This is a genomic window from Kribbella kalugense (assembly GCF_004365875.1).
Taxonomy (GTDB): domain Bacteria; phylum Actinomycetota; class Actinomycetes; order Propionibacteriales; family Kribbellaceae; genus Kribbella; species Kribbella kalugense.
Genome location: NZ_SODF01000001.1, coordinates 2,106,048 through 2,122,091 on the forward strand (window position 1 = coordinate 2,106,048; position 16,044 = coordinate 2,122,091).

The window sequence follows — 16,044 nt, forward strand, 5'->3', positions numbered from 1 at the left end:
TGCGACCTTCAGTGGCCGCGAAACGCCTCCTCCAGCCACCAGGACGGCTCGTCCGCAACGACCTTCGCGTCCACGAGCATCGGCGCCGACCGGGACCCGTTCAGCCAGTCCTTGACCGCGGTCAGGTCATTGACAGTTCGCACGGTCGCAGCCTCGAAGCCGTACCCGCGGCCGATCGCCGCGATGTCGGTCGGCGGGAACGTCACCGTGTCCACCGGGTATCCGCTCGGACCGAAGTGGTGCACCTCGGCGCCGTACGCGTCGTCGTTGTACACGACCACCAGCATCGGCAGGCCCAGCCGGCGTACGGTGTCGAGCTCCGCAGCGCTCATCAGCGCACCGCCGTCGCCGAGCGCGGCGACCGGCAGCCGGTCCGGTTGCGCCAGCGCTGCACCGATCGCGGTCGCAAGGCCCAGCCCGATCGATTGGAACGCCTGGGTAAAACAGAAGCCGTTCTCGTCCGGCACCGACAGGTAGGCGCTCGGGTAGCCCATGAAGTTGCCGGAGTCGACGGCGACCACGCGTTCGGCCGGGAGGAGGTCGTCGAGCGCGATACTCAGCGTCCGTGGATCGATCCGCTCCGCCGTACTCGTGTCGTCGTACCCGACATCCCGCCAGCGCACGCTCCCGAGCTCGTCGGTGCGATACCCCACGCGCTGCTCGCCGAACGCCTCCAAGGCGAGCGTGGCGGTGAGCTCGACGTCGCCGGTGATGCCGAGCTGGATCTCGCGATGCGCGCCGAGCGCGGACTTGTCGTCGTCGACCTGCACGACGGTCGCGTCGGGTGCGATCAGCTGACCGTGACGCATCGTCCACATGTTCAGCGCGCAGCCCCAGCCGACGATGAGGTCGGCGCCGCGGATCAGTTCCGCCGTACGTGGGCAGGCGAAGCCGCCGGAGATCCCGAGCGACCAGGGGTTGCCGTGGAACAGACCGTGCGCGACGGCCGAGGTCGCGAGGAGCGCGCCGGATCGTTCGGCCAACGCTTCGAGCGGCTGTCGAAGTCCACGAGCTCCGCGCCCGGCAACGAAGACCGGGCGCTCGGCACGCCGCAGCAGGTCGGTCAGTGCGGCGACCTCGGCGGCATCCGGCACCACCGCGTCCCGCGAAGGCGGCGGCGCACTCGCGGTCTCGCCGGCCTCGGCGGGAATCTCCAACGCCTGCAGGGAAAGCGGAACGTTGAGCAGCACGGTACGGCGCTCGCGAACGGCTGTCTCCACGGCACCGACCGCCTCCGCGACCGCCGTCTCCGCCGAGGTGATGCGCACCGGCACCGCACCCACCGCGCGGGCGAGCGCGTCCTGATCGACGTAGAAGTTCGACCGCGGCTCGGTCGCCTCCGCCGCCACGACGATCATCGGCGTACCGCTCTTCGCCGCCTCGGCGATCCCGGTCATCGCGTTCGTCAGGCCGCAGCCCTGATGCATCGAGATCGCGGCGACCGTCCCACTCATCCGTGAGTACGCATCTGCCATCGTCGCCGCGCCGCCCTCGTGGCGTGCGGCAACGAACTGCGCGCCACCGGCAACCATCGCGTTCGTCAGGTGGAAGTTGCCCGAACCGATCACGCCGAACACCTGACGGACACCGGCAGCCGCCAGCGCCCGGCCGACGGCATCCGCGACGTTCATCCGCGTTCGACCAGCGCCAGCACCCGCGCGGGAGCGCCGGAGCCGCCGACGATCGGCAGCGGTCCGGCGATGATGACCGCGCCCGTCGGCGGCAGTTCGGCGAGGTTCTGCAGCTGCGTCAGCCCGTACTTGTCGCTGCCCATCAGGTAGGAGTGGCACGGGAACGGCGGGTCGAACGAGTGCGCCTTCCCGGCGTCGGTCCCGACCGTCTCGACGCCCATCCCGAGTACGGGCGACTCTTGAGCGACCCACCGCGCGCACTCCGGCGACAGGCCCGGCGTGTGCGGCCCGTTCTCGTCGGCGTTGAGGAACGTCTCCTGCGAGTGCGATCGCGCCGCCCATCCCGTGCGTACGAACAACCAACCGCCGGCGGGCAGCGGTACGTTGTCCGCCTCCCAGGCCTTGAGGTGGTCGACCTCGACGAGGAAGTCGGGGTTCTTCTCGACCTCCGCGGTGAAGTCGAGTACGACGGCCGGCGCGATCAGCCGGTTGGCCGGAACCGACGCGATGTCGGCGAGGTCCTTGCCGGTGACCCAGTGGTTCGGTGCGTCGAAGTGGGTGCCGGTGTGCTCGCCGCTGGTGAAGTTGTTCCAGTACCAGGCCGGCCCGCGATCGTCGTACCTGCTGATCTCCTCCAGCGCGAACGTTGCCGTCTGCCCGAACTCCGGCGGCAGCTGAATCACCGGGGTCGAAGCGGACAGCGGCGACGTCAGGTCCACCACCTCGACCGACCCGTCGGCGAGGGCTGCGACGAGCGCCGCTAGGGGTGACGAACCGGTCATGCGAACCTCCAGGCGAGTGGCGTGCGGACCCCTGACGCTAGGACGACAACCCTGACCCCGTCCAGGACAATGGCCCGCATGCTGCTGGCGACGTTCCGTTCACCCGAACTCCCACCTGGCGGACGGCTGGTCGAACGGACCGCGGTCCGCGGCGTGCTCTTCCGCGGACCGGAGCTGCTACTGCTCGGCTCGCGCCACGGCGACTACAAGTTCCCCGGCGGCGGCGTCGAGGCCGGCGAGTCCTTCGAGGTCGCGCTGCGGCGAGAGCTCCGCGAGGAGTGCGGGTACGACGGGGTTGCGGTCGGAGCCGAGTTGGCGACGACCCGGGAGGAGGTCGCCGCGATCGAGCCGGAGTACGACGTGTTCGGCATGACGTCGTACTACTTCGCCTGCTCGGGCGGAAGGTCGATCGGTCGGCAGCAGTTGGAGGGGTACGAGGCGGAGCTGGAGCTCACGCCGCGATGGGTGACTGTCGACGCGGCGCTGGCGGCCAACCGTAGGGTGTTGGAGAGCGGGGTCGGCGTGATGCGGTGGCTGGTGCGGGAGATCGCCGTACTGGAATGGCTCAGCGCACGTAGTCGCTGACCCACTCCCCCAGCACCTTAGCGCTCGCGTCCACCAACGCCGGCCAGTCGAGCGCGGCCTCGTCGGCCGAGTCCGACACGTGCTTCACGACCCGCACGGGGACGCCGTACTCACGGCACGCGTAGACGACGCCGTACGCCTCCATGTCCACCAACTGCGCCCGCTCCGCCAACCGCGCCCGTACGACGGGATCCGTCACAAACACGTCGCCCGAAGCAAGCACTGTCCCGTCGCCACCCTCAACCGGCAACTCGTCCTGCGGATCCAACCCGATCGCCCGAACCGCCTCCGCATTCACGTCGTGATTGATCACCACGCTAGGCAGAAACAACCCAGACAACCCATCCCGCAACGCCCCAGTCGTACCAACATTCAGCACCACCAGGTCGGAAGTATCCCGCCCACCCAACGCCCGACTAACCGCAACCGCAGCCGCCGTCTTCCCCACCCCAGTCACCACCACAGGAAGCCCGTCCGGCACATACCGAGCCTCCCCAACAACCGCACTAACCACCAGATAATCGGCCACGGTCAGCTGATCGTGACCGTCGGGTCTCCGGTGGCTTCCATGGATTCGGCGATTCGCATGGCTTCTTCGATCAGGGTTTCTACGATGGCGGATTCGGGGACGGTTTTGATGACCTCGCCCTTGACGAAGATCTGGCCCTTGCCGTTGCCAGAGGCGACGCCGAGGTCGGCCTCGCGGGCCTCGCCGGGGCCGTTCACGACGCAGCCCATGACGGCGACGCGGAGCGGGACCTCCATGCCCTCGAGGCCGGCGGTGACCTGCTCGGCGAGGGTGTAGACGTCCACCTGGGCGCGGCCGCAGGACGGGCAGGAGACGATCTCGAGCTTGCGCTCGCGCAGGTTCAGCGACTGCAGGATCTGCAGGCCGACCTTGACCTCCTCGACCGGCGGCGCGGACAGCGAGACCCGGATCGTGTCGCCGATGCCCTTGGCCAGCAGTGCGCCGAACGCGACCGACGACTTGATCGTGCCCTGGAACGCCGGCCCGGCCTCGGTCACGCCGAGGTGCAGCGGCCAGTCACCCTGCTCGGCCAGCAGCTCGTACGCGCGGACCATCACGACCGGGTCGTTGTGCTTCACGGAGATCTTGAAGTCGTGGAAGTCGTGCTCCTCGAACAGCGACGCCTCCCACACGGCCGACTCGGCCAACGCCTCCGGCGTCGCCTTGCCGTACTTCTGCAGCAGCCGCGGGTCCAGCGAGCCGGCGTTCACCCCGATCCGCAGCGACGTCCCGTGGTCCTTCGCGGCCTGCGCGATCTCCTTGACCTGGTCGTCGAACTTGCGGATGTTCCCCGGGTTCACCCGGACCGCCGCACATCCCGCCTCGATCGCGGCGAAGACGTAGCTCGGCTGGAAGTGGATGTCGGCGATCACCGGGATCTGCGAGTGCTGCGCGATCTCGGCCAGCGCGTCGGCGTCCTCCTGCCGCGGGCAGGCGACCCGGACGATGTCGCAGCCCGCCGCGGTCAGCTCCGCGATCTGCTGCAGCGTCGTGTTGACCTCGTGGGTCTTCGTGGTCGTCATCGACTGCACCGAGATCGGCGCGTCTCCGCCGACCAGCACGCTACCGACCTTGATCTGACGGGTCTTGCGTCGCGGCGCGAGGGTGGGTGGTGGCAGCGCGGGCATGCCCAGGTTGATGCTCATGTGTCCTTAACCGTTGGGTGAGGAGGTCAGCCGTTGAAGAGTTTGATGGGGTTCACGATGTCGGCGATGACGAGCAGCACGCCCATCACCACGATCACACTGGCCGCCACGTACGCGATCGGGAGCAGCTTCGCCACATCGACGTACCCGGGGTCGGGACGGCCGAAGAGCTTGGCCAGGCCGCGCCGGATGCCTTCCCAGATCGCGCCGATCATGTGGCCGCCGTCCAGTGGCAGCAGCGGGATGAAGTTGAACAAGGCAAGGAACAGGTTCAGCGAGGCGAGCAGGAGGATCCCGGTGGCGATCTTCTGACCGACGCCGAGGTCGCTGGAGGCGACCTCGCCCGCAACCCGGCTCGCGCCGACGACGCTCATCGGGCTGTCCTGGTCGCGCTGGCCGCCAACGATCGACTTCGCCACTCCGACCAGCTTCTCCGGGAAGCGACCGAGCGCCTGCACGGTGCTGACGGTGAGCTTGCCCATCTGGTCGACCACGAAGCCGAAGCTCTGCCGCTCCACCTTCTCGGTCGGCGAGATCCCGAGGAATCCGACCGAAACGAGCTTCTCCGAGGTGGCGCTCTCCTGCACCTGGTTCATGATCGTGCTGGTCTTCAGCGTCTTCTGTACGCCGTTGCGCTCGACAACGATCGTGGCCGGCTTGTCGGTGTTCGACCGGATCAGCGGGGTGAGCTGGTCCCAGCTGGAGATCTGGGTGCCGTTGAAGGACACGATCTTGTCGCCGACCTGGAACCCGGCGTCCTTGGCCGGCGACACCTTGTCGGTGTCGGTGCACTTGCGGTCCGGGGTCGCCTGGTTGGCCGGGATGACACAGTCGGTGACGGTGGAGACCGTGGTCTGCGCGACCGGCGTCCCGTAGAGCATGTAGAGGCCGCCGAACAGCACGAACGCGATCACCACGTTGACCAGCGGCCCGGACGCCATCACGATCAGCTTCTTCCACCACACCTTCTGGTAGAACAGCCGGCCGTCGTCCTCGGGCGCGATCGTCTCGTACTCCGCGGACCGGGCGTTCTCGACCATCGACTGGATCGGTCCGGTGTTCGCCTTGCGGACCTTGGTCGGGTCCTGGCCCTTGGCGGGCGGCATCATCCCGATGATCCGGACGAATCCACCGGCCGGGATCGCCTTGATGCCGTACTCCGTCTCGCCGCGCTTGACCGACCAGACGGTCCGGCCGAAGCCGACGAAGAACTGCGTGACCTTCATCCCGAACGCCTTGGCCGGGATCATGTGACCCATCTCGTGAAGCCCGACGGAGATCAGGACCCCGGCGACGAACAGCACGATGCCGACAATGGTGAGAAGCACGGTCATGCCTGCTGAGTCTCCTGTACTCCAGTGATCTGCCGGGCCCGGTCCCGGGCCCACGCATCCGCCGCGAGCACGTCGTCGACGGACAGTTCCACATACGAGGGTACGTCGTGTTCGGTCACTACCCGGGCGACTGTGTCGACGATCCCGGTGAACGGCAGCCGGCCGTCCCGGAACGCCTGCACGCAGACCTCGTTCGCCGCGTTGAAGACGGCCGGCGCGGTCCCGCCCCGGCTCCCGGCCTCCCGGGCCAGCCCGACGGACGGGAACTCGGCGTCGTCGACCGGCTGGAACGTCCAGGTGCTCGCCTCGGTCCAGCTCCACGGCGGCGACGCGTCCGGTATCCGGTCAGGCCAGCCGAGCGCGAGCGCGATCGGCACCGTCATCGTCGGTACGCCGACCTGCGCGATCGTGGCCCCGTCGGAGAACTCGACCATCGAGTGGATCGCCTGCTGCCGGTGGATGACCACGTCGATCCGGTCCATCGGGATCCCGAACAGCAGATGCGCCTCGATCAGCTCCAGCCCCTTGTTCACCAGGGTTGCGGAGTTGATCGTGACGACCGGACCCATCGCGAAGTTGGGGTGGTTCAGGGCCTGCTCGACGGTCACGTTCGCGAGCTCGCTCCGCGATCGGCCGAGGAACGGCCCGCCACTGGCGGTCAGCACCAGCCTGCCGACCTCGTCGGCCGAGCCGCCGCGTAGGCACTGGGCGATCGCGCTGTGCTCGGAGTCGACCGGGATGATCTGCCCCGGCTTGGCCAGCCGCGTGACGATCGGTCCGCCGATCACCAGCGACTCCTTATTGGCGAGCGCCAGCGTGTTCCCGGCGTCCAGCGCGGCCAGCGTCGCGTGCAGACCGACCGATCCGTTGATCCCGTTGAGAACTACGTCACACGGCATCGCCGCGAGCTCGCTGGAGGCGTCCGGTCCGGTGACGATCTTCGGGATCCGGAACTCGCCCTGTGCGTACCCCTTCCGCTGAGCCTCGGCGTAGAACGCCAACTGCAGGTCCTGCGCCACCGTGGCCTTCGCCACCGCGACGACCTCAACACCGAACTCGAGCGCCTGCTCCGCCAGCAACCCGACGTTGTCACCGCCGGCGGACAACGCCAGCACACGGAAGCGGTCCCGGTTCCGACCGATCAGCTCCAGCGCCGTAGTACCGATCGAGCCGGTCGAACCGAGGATGACGACGCTGCGCGGGTTCACGGGCGCCATTGTTCCAGGTCAGGACAGCAGGAGCCGGAACGGGAGCGCGCCGAGCCGGATCTCGTCGCCGTGACCGACCATGGCGGTCTGGATCGGTACGCCGTTCACCTGTGTCCCGTTGGTCGAGCCCAGGTCCCGCAGCTCGTAGCTGGTCGCGTCGATCCGCAGCAGCTCCGCGTGGTGCCGGCTGATCTCCTGGCGGTCGATGATCAGGTCGCAGTCCGGCGCCCGCCCGATCCGGACCAGGTCCAGGATCGGTACGACGTCACCGTCCCGACCGACCAGCACCGGCTGCGGCCCGGTCTCGAGTGCCGTGGCGATCTCGCCGACCCCGGCGGTCCGGATCGACAGCGAGACGATCAGGTCGTCGCCTTTCTCCACGTGCAGGTTGTGCTGAGCGCCGTACCCCTGCAGCAGGTCGCCGTACTCGTCCACGACGACAGCGGACACGTGGTAGTAGCCGGGCGGCAGTTGCGCGTACGCCGCTGCGCCGAGCGAGGTCGTGAGCACCACAGCGTCGTACTCGCGGTGGCTGACGTCGGTGATCGTGATCAGGACCGGACTGTTGGCCGTGAGGTGCGCCTCAGCTCCGGTGTCGCCAGGGGTGAACTCAACGGTCAGCAGTGGCGCCGGACGGGTCTCGTCCAGCCCGACCAGTCGATCGACGGCGGGCACTGTGCCGGTGGGAACGGACAGTGGCACGTACTGACCGTGCGACCGGACCAGGAGGTCCAGCTGCGGCCTGGCTACGCCGTTGCGGCGGGCCAGCAGGTACGCGTTGACCATGCCCTTGCCGAAGATGAAGGCGACATCCCCCACCACGGCGCGCACGAATCCGCTGATCGGCTCCATCTGCACCCCCACAGTGCATCAGTATCCAGGAATCGCGACTCCGGTACGGCGGTGTCCGGTGTGCCGCGTAGCTTTGCCGCGTGACTGTGTTGATCATCGAGAACGATCGCGGAAGCGGTCCAGGCCGGTTGCTCGACTGGCTCGACGAACGCGGGATCTCACCGGTCGTCGTCCACGCCTGGAACGGCGAACCTGTGCCGACCGGCATCGGCGACCATGCGGCGCTGATCATGCTCGGTGGCGGGATGCTGCCGGACGAGGACGAACGATCGCCGTGGCTGCCGGCCGAACGTGAGTTGCTGCGCGACGCGCACGACCGGGTGCCTGTGCTCGGGATCTGTTTGGGCGGGCAGCTGCTGGCGCACACCTTCGGCGGGGAGGTCCAGGGAAAGTACGGCCTGCCGGAGAAGGGAGTGACCGATCTGACGGTGCTGCCGGCTGCGGCAGACGACGTACTGCTGGCCGGACTGCCGTCGACGGTGCGGGCGGTCGAGAGTCACCAGGACCAGATCACCCGGCTGCCGGAGGACGCCGTACTGCTGATGTCCAGCGAGCGGTGCACGAACCAGATGCTCCGCGTCGGCGACCGGAGCTGGGGCGTCCAGTTCCACCCGGAGGTCACGGCCGATCGGGTACGCCGGTGGAACCCGGAGCGACTGCGGTCGATGGGGTTCGATCCGGAGACCGTGGTCGCGGAGGCCGACCGGTACGCGGAGGAACTGGAGAAGACCTGGTCGGCGGTGTTCGGACGATTCCTGTCGAACCTGTAGCGGCGCTACCTTTGGTCACATGAGTCTGGAGCAGCCGCCACCCGGTCACCGGGCATCCGACAACGACCGCGAGCGTGCCGCCGCCGTGGTCCAGGAAGCACACACCGACGGGCGGCTGGACTTCCAGGAGCTCGACGAGCGGCTGACCCAGATCTACACGGCGAAGACGCAGCTCGAGCTGCGCAACGTGACCGCCGACCTGGTGCCGGTCGCGCACGGCAGTACGCAGGAGCTGACGCTCCGGGCGCGGCACAGTGCGCAGAAGCGCGAGGGCGCGTGGACCGTGCCCGAGCGGCTCACCGCGATCGCGGAACACTCGTCGGTGAAGCTCGACTTCACCGACGCGCTCGTGCACTGGGCCGAGGTCCACGTCGACGCGCACGCCAAGCACAGCTCCGTCGTGATGGTGATCCCCGAGGGCTGGAGCGTCGACATCGACCAGGTCGACATGGTCCACAGCAGCGCCAAGAACAAGGCCGTTGCACCCCGAGCCGGCGGCGTCCGCCTCCGCGTCACCGGCGAAGCCCGCCACGGCAGCATCGTCGTCCGCCACCCCCGCAAGCGGCACTGGTGGTGGCCTTGGTACAGCAAATGAGTTCTACCGTTAGCGTTCGGGTATGACCGTTTCGCTGGATCTCGTGGACGTCGACTCGCTGCTGACTGACGAGGAGGTCGACGTACGGGATGCTGCTCGGCGGTTTGCGGACGAGCGGTTGCGGCCTTCGTTGCCGGAGTGGTTCGAGACGGCGTCGATTCCGGCGAGGGAGTTGGCGAAGGAGCTGGGAGCGCTTGGGTTCCTGGGGATGCACCTGACCGGGTACGGGTGTGCGGGGCTGGGCTCGGTCGCCTACGGGTTGGCGTGTCTGGAGATCGAGGCGGCGGACTCCGGGATGCGGTCGCTGGTGTCGGTGCAGGGATCGCTGGCGATGTACGCGATCTGGAAGTACGGCAGCGACGAGCAGAAGGACGAGTGGCTCCCCCGGATGTCCGCGGGTGAGGCGATCGGCTGCTTCGGACTGACCGAGCCCGACTTCGGTTCGAACCCGGGCGGCATGCGTACGAACGCCCGCCGCGACGGCGATGACTGGGTGCTGAACGGCTCGAAGATGTGGATCACCAACGGTTCGATCGCCGACGTCGCGGTGGTCTGGGCCCGGACCGACGACGGCGTCCGCGGCTTCGTCGTACCGACATCGACGCCCGGCTTCTCGGCGCCGGAGATCAAGCAGAAGATGTCACTGCGGGCTTCGGTCACCTCGGAGCTTGTGTTCTCCGATGTCCGGCTGCCCGCCAGCGCGATGTTGCCGGAGGCACGCGGTCTGTCCGGCCCGCTCGGCTGCCTGAACGAGGCCCGGTTCGGCATCATCTTCGGCGCGATGGGCTCGGCCCGCGACTGCCTCGAGACCGCGATCGCGTACGCCGGTGACCGGATCGTGTTCGACAAGCCGCTGACGGCGTACCAGCTGACCCAGGCCAAGCTGGCCGACATGGCGGTCGAGCTGAACAAGGGCATCCTGCTCGCCGTGCACCTCGGCCGGCTGAAGGAGAAGGGCTCGCTGCGGCCCGAGCAGGTGTCGGTCGGCAAGCTCAACAACGTGCGCGAGGCGATCGCGATCGCGCGCGAGTGCCGCACGATCCTCGGCGCGAACGGCATCAGCGGCGAGTACCCGATCATGCGGCACGCCAACAACCTCGAGTCCGTCCTGACCTACGAAGGCACGTCCGAGGTCCACCAACTCGTCATCGGCCAGGCCCTGACCGGCGAGTCCGCCTTCCGCTGAAGCTTCCCCTCGCGGCGGTGGCGGGTAATCATGTAATCATGACGATCTACGATCACCTGGGCGGCGACGACGCACTGCGCCGCGCGGTCGACATCTTCTACACGTCGGTCCTGGCCGACCCGATCCTGCAACCGCTGTTCGGCAGCGGGCGCCCGGAGCACGTGGATCACCTGACCGCGTTCATGGCCGAGGTCTTCGGCGGTCCCGCCCGCTACACCGGCGAACTCGGCGGCTTCGACCACATCGTCGCGACCCACCGTGGGCTGCGGATCGCGGAGCCACAGCGGCAGCGGTTCGTCGAACTGATGATCTCCGCCGCCGACAAGGCCGGCCTGCCGACGGACGAACGTTTTCGGGCGGCGTGGAACTCGCATGCCGAGTTCGGCTCACAGGTCGCGATGCAGAACTCCAACGCCGAGACCGACGACGAACTCCACCCGCTCCGCGAGATGCCCCGCTGGAACTGGTAGCTACTTCGCGACTTCGGTCGCGCGGGATTCGCGCACTACGGTCACGCGGATCTGGCCCGGGTAAGTGAGCTCCTCCTCGACCTGCTTCGCGATGTCGCGGGCCATCACCTGTGCCGCGATGTCGTCGACCGCGTCCGGCAGCACCATCACCCGGATCTCCCGGCCGGCCTGCATCGCGAACACCTTCTCGACACCGTCGTGGTGCATCGCGATCTCCTCGAGCCGTTCGAGCCGCTGTACGTACGCTTCCAACGACTCCCGCCGCGCGCCCGGTCGACCGCCGCTGACCGCGTCCGCGGCCTGCGTCAGCACGGCCTCGACGGTGCGGACCTCGACCTCGTTGTGGTGCGCCTCGATGCAGTGCACGACGTCGTCGTTCTCGCCGTACTTGCGCGCCAGCTCGGCACCGACGATCGCGTGACTGCCCTCGGACTCGTGTGTCAGCGCCTTGCCGATGTCGTGCAGGAACGCGCCGCGCTTGCACAGCTTCGGATCCAGCCCGAGCTCGGCCGCCATCATCCCCGCGATGTGCGCCGACTCGATCAGGTGCTTGAGCACGTTCTGCCCGTACGACGTCCGGTAGCGAAGCAGACCCATCGTCCGGACCAGCTCCGGATGCAGGTGGGTGATCCCGACGTCGGCCATCGCGTCCTCGGCCGCCCGCTGACACAGCTCGGCGACCTCACCCTTGCTGCGCTCGTAGATCTCCTCGATCCGGCTCGGATGGATCCGTCCGTCCAGCACCAGCGAATCCAGAGTCAGCCGCGCGGTCTCCCGCCGGACTGGATCAAAACAAGAGAGAAGCACCGCTTCGGGGGTGTCGTCGATGATCAGGTTCACGCCGGTGGTCTGCTCGAACGACCGGATGTTGCGGCCCTCACGCCCGATGATCCGGCCCTTCATGTCGTCACTGGGCAGATGGACGACGGACACGACCGACTCGCTGGTCTGCTCCGACGCCAGCCGCTGCACCGCGCCGGTGATGATCTTGCGGGCCTTGATCTCGCCCTCGTCGAGCGCCTGCCGCTCGATCTCGCGGACGATCGTGTGCGCGTGCAGCTTGGCCTCGTCCTCGATCGACGCGACCAGCTCGGTCTTGGCCTGCTCGGTGGTCAGGTTCGCGACGCCTTCGAGGATCCGGCGGCGCTCGTCCTCGAGGTCCTTGATCTCCTGCTTGCGCTGGTCCAGCTCGGCCAGCTGAGCGGTGAGTTCGAGCTGGCGTTCCTCGATCACGCGGTGCTGCTCGTCGGCCCGCTCCTCGCGTTCGGTCAGCCGGTGGTCGCGGCGTTCCATCTCGAGGCGCTGCTCGCGCAGGTCGTCCCGGATCGACTGCGCTTCCGCTTCGGCTTCCCGGCGTACGTCGGATGCGCGCTGCTCGGCATCCCGGCGTACCTCGGATGCGCGGTCCTCGGCGCCGCGGCGGATCTCCTCGGCGCGCTGCTCTGCGGTCTCGGCGCGAGTCCGCAGTACGGCGGCCTCCTCCTCGGCTTGCCGTCGTACCAGGTCGGCCGCGGACTTCGCGCCGGCGGCGACCTGTGCGGCCTCCAGCTGGGCGGTCTCGAGCTGTTTGGTCTTCAGCTGCGCTGCCTCGAGTTGCGCGTTCGAGGTGTCGACTGCCTTCCGGCGCGAGAGGGTGAGGCCGATCCAGGCCAGCAGCCCGGCGATCAGCAATCCGATCAGGGCCAGGCCAACGGACATCGCAGTCATCGGCGTCTCCCTCTCCGTCGAGTCCCGCGCGGGGACTGTGGCCGTCGGTCGAAGGGACTCGCCACTGGTATCGCTGAAGGCTCCACCGGGGTACGGCGTACTCCGGTGGCTACTGAGGTACGGCAATGCCGGCGCCACCTGAAGCGGTGTCGCTTTAATCGCGGACTGGTGGAGCCGCGGGGTGCGGCCGTCCAGCGTTGCTTTGCCTCGCTTGCTCACCGTTAGTCGCCGAGAACCCGGAGACTACGGTGACGCCGCTCGCATGGCCGTCTCGGGTTTGCGTGCGGTGCCGTCTATTCGACTGCGCTACGTGGCGCCGTCGTCCTTCCTTCAGCTCGGTCGAGCGTGGTTGCGTCTTTTCCCCGGCCGGACGGTAGTTTCACCGACCCCGCCGATGCTTATATCCGCCACCGTTGCGGTGGATTCGTCCCTTCTTGATCCCGAGGCTAAGCGCGCCCCACCAACCGGTCAAGACGGACACTCACCCGCACCGATCCTGATCACCGCAAGCACTGCGACCGCTCTCGCCCGTCACCCACCCAGATGAGACCACTTCGAACACTGGTCCACTCCACAATGCACCTAACTACGCACCCATCCGACTGTGTGCGTAGTTAGGTGCTGTGCTGGCCTAGATGGTTTAGATGCCGTACTGGCTTAGGTGCTGTGCCGACTTGCCTACGGCTGCTGGCCGGGCAGCGCGCTGTCGGTTCCGGCCGTGCCCGAGCTTCCGGCCGTGTCTGCGCTCGGGCCGGGCGAGCTGTCCGGGGCGGGAGCTTGCGCCTCCGGCGCTTCGGCGGGCTCGTCCGGCTGTGCGCTCGTCGTCGTACCGGCGCTGCCGTCCGCTGTTCCGTTCGGCTGGTTGCTCTCGGCCGTCCCGGCGGTGGTGGATTCTGACGTCGTCTCGGCGGGCGCCTGACCCGCGGCTTCCTCGGAGGTCTGCTTGTCCACGAACGTGCCGACCTTCTGCTGGACCGCGTCGACCTTCTCCGCGTACTTCCCGCCGGTCTGCTTGTCGATCAGATCGCCGGCCTTCTCGACGCCGGCCTTGATCTTGTCCGGGTTCTGCTTGACGACATTCCGGAGCCAGTTCTTCGCCTGTTCCTGGAAATCGTTCATTGCACCCTCCGCGGTGTCTGAGGCGGATCGACGGAAAATCACAGCCTACGGACCGGTCCAAATACCAGCCCTACCTCGGATAAGACACCGTCGCACCGCACCCGTCAACGCCCCTCGCCGCAGCCCGGCCTCAATTCCCCTCACTCTCCGTTACCAGGTGTCGGGTTCCAACGATCGTTTTACTTCGACTGCCCGTCCAGGTGCGCCTTCGCCACCTTCGCCGGGGCGTACACCAGCCAGCCGTCGAGCAGTGCCTCCTTCAGCACGTGCTCCGGCACCTTGTCGAGCTCGACCAGCACCGCGGCGTACCCGTTGAAGTGCGGGATCGTGAAGAACCCGTCCCCCGACCGCGCGGCCAGCACCGCTTCCTTCTCCGCGAGGTCCTCGACCCGGATCGCCAGAATCGGCCCGTCCGGCGGCGTCTCGTCGCCGTACCGCTTCAGATCCGCCTTGCTGAACGACCGCTCCCACGCGTACCCCTTGCCGCCGACCGCCCAGGTCCGCATGCCGTGCCGGGTCGTCTCCTCGGTCTCCGGCAACTGGCCGACCAGCCGCGCAACATCCTCCAAGCTCGCCATGCCGCAGACGCTACTCCGGCCGACGCGCGACGGCCGGACAATCCGCGTGAGGATTGCCCGGCCGTCGGCGTACACCTCAGAGGCGGTGGCGACCGCCGCGTTCCTGGTGCGGAACGACCTGCGTCGAGGTCGGGAACGTCGGCGCCGGCAACTGCGCGGCCTCGTACGTCGCCAGGTTCAGCTGAGCGCCCGTCTCCGGAAGCGCCGGCGGCTTGCTGATGTGATCGTGACGGAAGACCGAGGTCAGGTCACCGAACGTCTTGCGACGCCACTGGCTGATGTTCGGCTCGGCCACGCCGGTCAGCTTCTCGAGGAACTGCAGCACCGACGTGTGGTCGAACTTCTGGCTGCTCACCCAGCCACCGGCGGACCACGGTGAGACCACGATGCACGGCACCCGGAACCCGCCACCGATTGGCAGGTCCAGCGCATACTCGTCCGGCGTACTGGCCGGCGCCGTCGGCGGTACGACGTGATCGAACAGGCCGTCGTTCTCGTCGTAGTTCAGGATGAAGACCGTCTTCTTCCAGACGTCCGGGTTCGCGGCGATCGCGGCGATCTTCGACGCGACGAAGTCGGCACCGGCAGCCGGCATCTCCTTCGGGTGCTCCGAAACCCCGCCGGCCGTCATCAGCCACGACACGGTCGGGAGCTTGTCGTGCAGAGCGTCGTACTCGAACTGACCGAGCGGCGACACCTTCATGCCCTTGTCGTACAGCGGCGTACCGGGCGTGGCGTCCTGGAACTGCTTGAAGTGCGGGAGCATGTTGTAGCTGCTCAGACCGACCTGGTCCTGGTACACGTTCCAGCTCACACCAGCGGCCTCGAGGCGTTCGGCGTACGTCGTCCAGCGGTACGCACCGTTCGGCAGCGAGTTCGACGTGATCGGGCCGCCGAGCGTGCCGCCCGGGTCGACCATGCCGGTCTGCCAGTACAGCCGGTTCGGCCAGGTCGGGCCCTGGACCGAGCAGTGGTACTGGTCGCAGATCGTGAACGCGTCGGCGAGTGCGTACTGGAACGGGATGTCGTCGCGGGTGTAGTACCCCATCACGTACGGCCCGTTGGCCTTGTCCGCGGCGCGGTGCGCAGGCAGCCAGGCGTCCATCTTGCCGCCGTTCCAGGCCTGGTGCTGGACCGAGTACGCGTGGCTGGTGGACGGGATCGCCTGCGAGTTGGTCGAGTGGGTGTCGAGGTGGAACGGCAGCAGGTAGCCGTCCGGGTTCTCCGTGTCGGGCTGGTAGAAGACGTTGCGCCCGGTGGACAGCTTGATCGCGTGCGGGTCGTCGAACCCGGCCACCCCCGACAACGTGCCGAAGTAGTGGTCGAAGCTGCGGTTCTCCTGCATGAGCATCACAACATGCTTGATGTCGCCGAGCCGCGCCGGGCGCGGCGGCGGGGAGGCGAGGGCCTTCTGGACGCTCGCGGGCATCAACGCGGCCGCGGCACCAAGACTCGCGGTCGCCGCAGCGCCGCCAAGAAACCGGCGCCGAGTGAAGTCAGACATTGGGCGGAACCTCTCGAAGTAGGCGGTGATTCCGTCAAGAACCTTCCGC

At 68.0% G+C, this 16,044-nt stretch carries 16 protein-coding genes; 5 read left to right on the forward strand and 11 right to left on the reverse strand.

Annotated elements, in window-relative coordinates:
- Positions 1–8 precede the first annotated feature (8 nt).
- Together EV650_RS09930 and EV650_RS09935 are read right to left on the reverse strand one after the other, a co-directional pair.
- Positions 9–1,631: a thiamine pyrophosphate-binding protein gene (locus EV650_RS09930; RefSeq protein WP_134117530.1), complete on the reverse strand. Its 1,623-nt coding sequence runs from the start codon at positions 1,629–1,631 to the stop codon at positions 9–11.
- Positions 1,628–2,413, reverse strand: a complete 786-nt coding sequence (locus tag EV650_RS09935; protein WP_134117532.1) for a cyclase family protein — start codon at positions 2,411–2,413, stop codon at positions 1,628–1,630. The genes EV650_RS09930 and EV650_RS09935 overlap by 4 nt, the downstream gene beginning before the upstream one ends.
- A 78-nt stretch (positions 2,414–2,491) precedes the next feature.
- On the opposite strand from EV650_RS09935, the gene EV650_RS09940 reads away from it, so the two are divergent.
- The gene (locus EV650_RS09940; protein ID WP_166678071.1) at positions 2,492–2,998 is read left to right on the forward strand and encodes an NUDIX domain-containing protein; all 507 of its coding nucleotides are present in this window, start codon (positions 2,492–2,494) and stop codon (positions 2,996–2,998) included.
- Here the strand turns inward: EV650_RS09940 and EV650_RS09945 are convergent.
- The 5 genes from EV650_RS09945 to EV650_RS09965 are packed head-to-tail and all read right to left on the reverse strand — an operon-like array spanning position 2,979 to position 8,078.
- Positions 2,979–3,527 carry a nucleosidase gene (locus EV650_RS09945; protein WP_134117535.1) on the reverse strand — a complete coding sequence of 183 codons (549 nt, stop codon included), beginning with the start codon at positions 3,525–3,527 and terminating at the stop codon, positions 2,979–2,981. The genes EV650_RS09940 and EV650_RS09945 overlap by 20 nt on opposite strands.
- A 2-nt stretch (positions 3,528–3,529) precedes the next feature.
- Positions 3,530–4,672 carry a flavodoxin-dependent (E)-4-hydroxy-3-methylbut-2-enyl-diphosphate synthase gene (gene ispG, locus EV650_RS09950; protein ID WP_134117537.1) on the reverse strand — a complete coding sequence of 381 codons (1,143 nt, stop codon included), beginning with the start codon at positions 4,670–4,672 and terminating at the stop codon, positions 3,530–3,532.
- Between the two features lie 26 nt (positions 4,673–4,698).
- Positions 4,699–6,006, reverse strand: a complete 1,308-nt coding sequence (locus EV650_RS09955; protein ID WP_134117540.1) for a M50 family metallopeptidase — start codon at positions 6,004–6,006, stop codon at positions 4,699–4,701.
- Positions 6,003–7,214, reverse strand: coding sequence for a 1-deoxy-D-xylulose-5-phosphate reductoisomerase (gene dxr, locus EV650_RS09960; RefSeq protein WP_134117542.1), 1,212 nt, complete (start codon positions 7,212–7,214; stop codon positions 6,003–6,005). Before dxr ends, EV650_RS09955 begins: the two co-directional genes overlap by 4 nt.
- Positions 7,215–7,232: 18 nt before the next feature.
- Positions 7,233–8,078: an FHA domain-containing protein gene (locus EV650_RS09965; protein WP_134117544.1), complete on the reverse strand. Its 846-nt coding sequence runs from the start codon at positions 8,076–8,078 to the stop codon at positions 7,233–7,235.
- Between the two features lie 68 nt (positions 8,079–8,146).
- Here EV650_RS09965 and EV650_RS09970 point away from each other — a divergent pair, with 68 nt between their 5' ends.
- From EV650_RS09970 to EV650_RS09985, 4 genes are read left to right on the forward strand one after another with little or no spacing between them, the layout of a single operon-like run.
- The gene (locus tag EV650_RS09970; protein WP_134117546.1) at positions 8,147–8,836 is read left to right on the forward strand and encodes a type 1 glutamine amidotransferase; all 690 of its coding nucleotides are present in this window, start codon (positions 8,147–8,149) and stop codon (positions 8,834–8,836) included.
- Between the two features lie 19 nt (positions 8,837–8,855).
- Positions 8,856–9,431: a DUF1707 SHOCT-like domain-containing protein gene (locus tag EV650_RS09975; RefSeq protein WP_134117548.1), complete on the forward strand. Its 576-nt coding sequence runs from the start codon at positions 8,856–8,858 to the stop codon at positions 9,429–9,431.
- A gap of 22 nt (positions 9,432–9,453) precedes the next feature.
- A complete protein-coding gene (locus tag EV650_RS09980; RefSeq protein ID WP_134117550.1) occupies positions 9,454–10,617 on the forward strand; it encodes an acyl-CoA dehydrogenase family protein in 1,164 nt (387 codons plus the stop codon).
- Positions 10,618–10,655: 38 nt separating this feature from the next.
- The gene (locus EV650_RS09985) at positions 10,656–11,087 is read left to right on the forward strand and encodes a group II truncated hemoglobin (protein WP_166678073.1); all 432 of its coding nucleotides are present in this window, start codon (positions 10,656–10,658) and stop codon (positions 11,085–11,087) included.
- Here EV650_RS09985 and rny read toward each other — a convergent pair whose 3' ends face one another.
- The 4 genes from rny to EV650_RS10005 all read right to left on the reverse strand — a co-directional run bounded on the left by rny (position 11,088) and on the right by EV650_RS10005 (position 15,995).
- The gene (rny, locus tag EV650_RS09990) at positions 11,088–12,794 is read right to left on the reverse strand and encodes a ribonuclease Y (RefSeq protein WP_134117552.1); all 1,707 of its coding nucleotides are present in this window, start codon (positions 12,792–12,794) and stop codon (positions 11,088–11,090) included.
- 678 nt (positions 12,795–13,472) lie between these two features.
- The gene (locus EV650_RS09995) at positions 13,473–13,913 is read right to left on the reverse strand and encodes an antitoxin (protein ID WP_134117554.1); all 441 of its coding nucleotides are present in this window, start codon (positions 13,911–13,913) and stop codon (positions 13,473–13,475) included.
- A 179-nt stretch (positions 13,914–14,092) separates the two neighbouring features.
- Positions 14,093–14,491 carry an MmcQ/YjbR family DNA-binding protein gene (locus EV650_RS10000; RefSeq protein WP_134117556.1) on the reverse strand — a complete coding sequence of 133 codons (399 nt, stop codon included), beginning with the start codon at positions 14,489–14,491 and terminating at the stop codon, positions 14,093–14,095.
- A 76-nt stretch (positions 14,492–14,567) separates the two neighbouring features.
- Entirely contained in the window at positions 14,568–15,995 is a 1,428-nt protein-coding gene (locus tag EV650_RS10005) for an alkaline phosphatase family protein (RefSeq protein ID WP_134117558.1), read from the reverse strand.
- Positions 15,996–16,044: the final 49 nt, after the last annotated feature.

Excerpts from the sequence above, each read along its gene's own strand:
- EV650_RS10005 (WP_134117558.1), bottom strand. The coding sequence starts at position 15,995 with ATGTCTGACTTCACTCGGCGCCGGTTTCTTGGCGGCGCTGCGGCGACC.
- EV650_RS10000 (WP_134117556.1), bottom strand. The coding sequence starts at position 14,491 with ATGGCGAGCTTGGAGGATGTTGCGCGGCTGGTCGGCCAGTTGCCGGAG.
- EV650_RS09935 (WP_134117532.1), bottom strand. The coding sequence starts at position 2,413 with ATGACCGGTTCGTCACCCCTAGCGGCGCTCGTCGCAGCCCTCGCCGAC.
- EV650_RS09940 (WP_166678071.1), top strand. The coding sequence starts at position 2,492 with ATGCTGCTGGCGACGTTCCGTTCACCCGAACTCCCACCTGGCGGACGG.
- EV650_RS09980 (WP_134117550.1), top strand. The coding sequence starts at position 9,454 with ATGACCGTTTCGCTGGATCTCGTGGACGTCGACTCGCTGCTGACTGAC.
- EV650_RS09995 (WP_134117554.1), bottom strand. The coding sequence starts at position 13,913 with ATGAACGATTTCCAGGAACAGGCGAAGAACTGGCTCCGGAATGTCGTC.
- ispG (WP_134117537.1), bottom strand. The coding sequence starts at position 4,672 with ATGAGCATCAACCTGGGCATGCCCGCGCTGCCACCACCCACCCTCGCG.
- rny (WP_134117552.1), bottom strand. The coding sequence starts at position 12,794 with ATGACTGCGATGTCCGTTGGCCTGGCCCTGATCGGATTGCTGATCGCC.
- EV650_RS09930 (WP_134117530.1), bottom strand. The coding sequence starts at position 1,631 with ATGAACGTCGCGGATGCCGTCGGCCGGGCGCTGGCGGCTGCCGGTGTC.
- EV650_RS09955 (WP_134117540.1), bottom strand. The coding sequence starts at position 6,006 with ATGACCGTGCTTCTCACCATTGTCGGCATCGTGCTGTTCGTCGCCGGG.
- EV650_RS09975 (WP_134117548.1), top strand. The coding sequence starts at position 8,856 with ATGAGTCTGGAGCAGCCGCCACCCGGTCACCGGGCATCCGACAACGAC.
- EV650_RS09985 (WP_166678073.1), top strand. The coding sequence starts at position 10,656 with ATGACGATCTACGATCACCTGGGCGGCGACGACGCACTGCGCCGCGCG.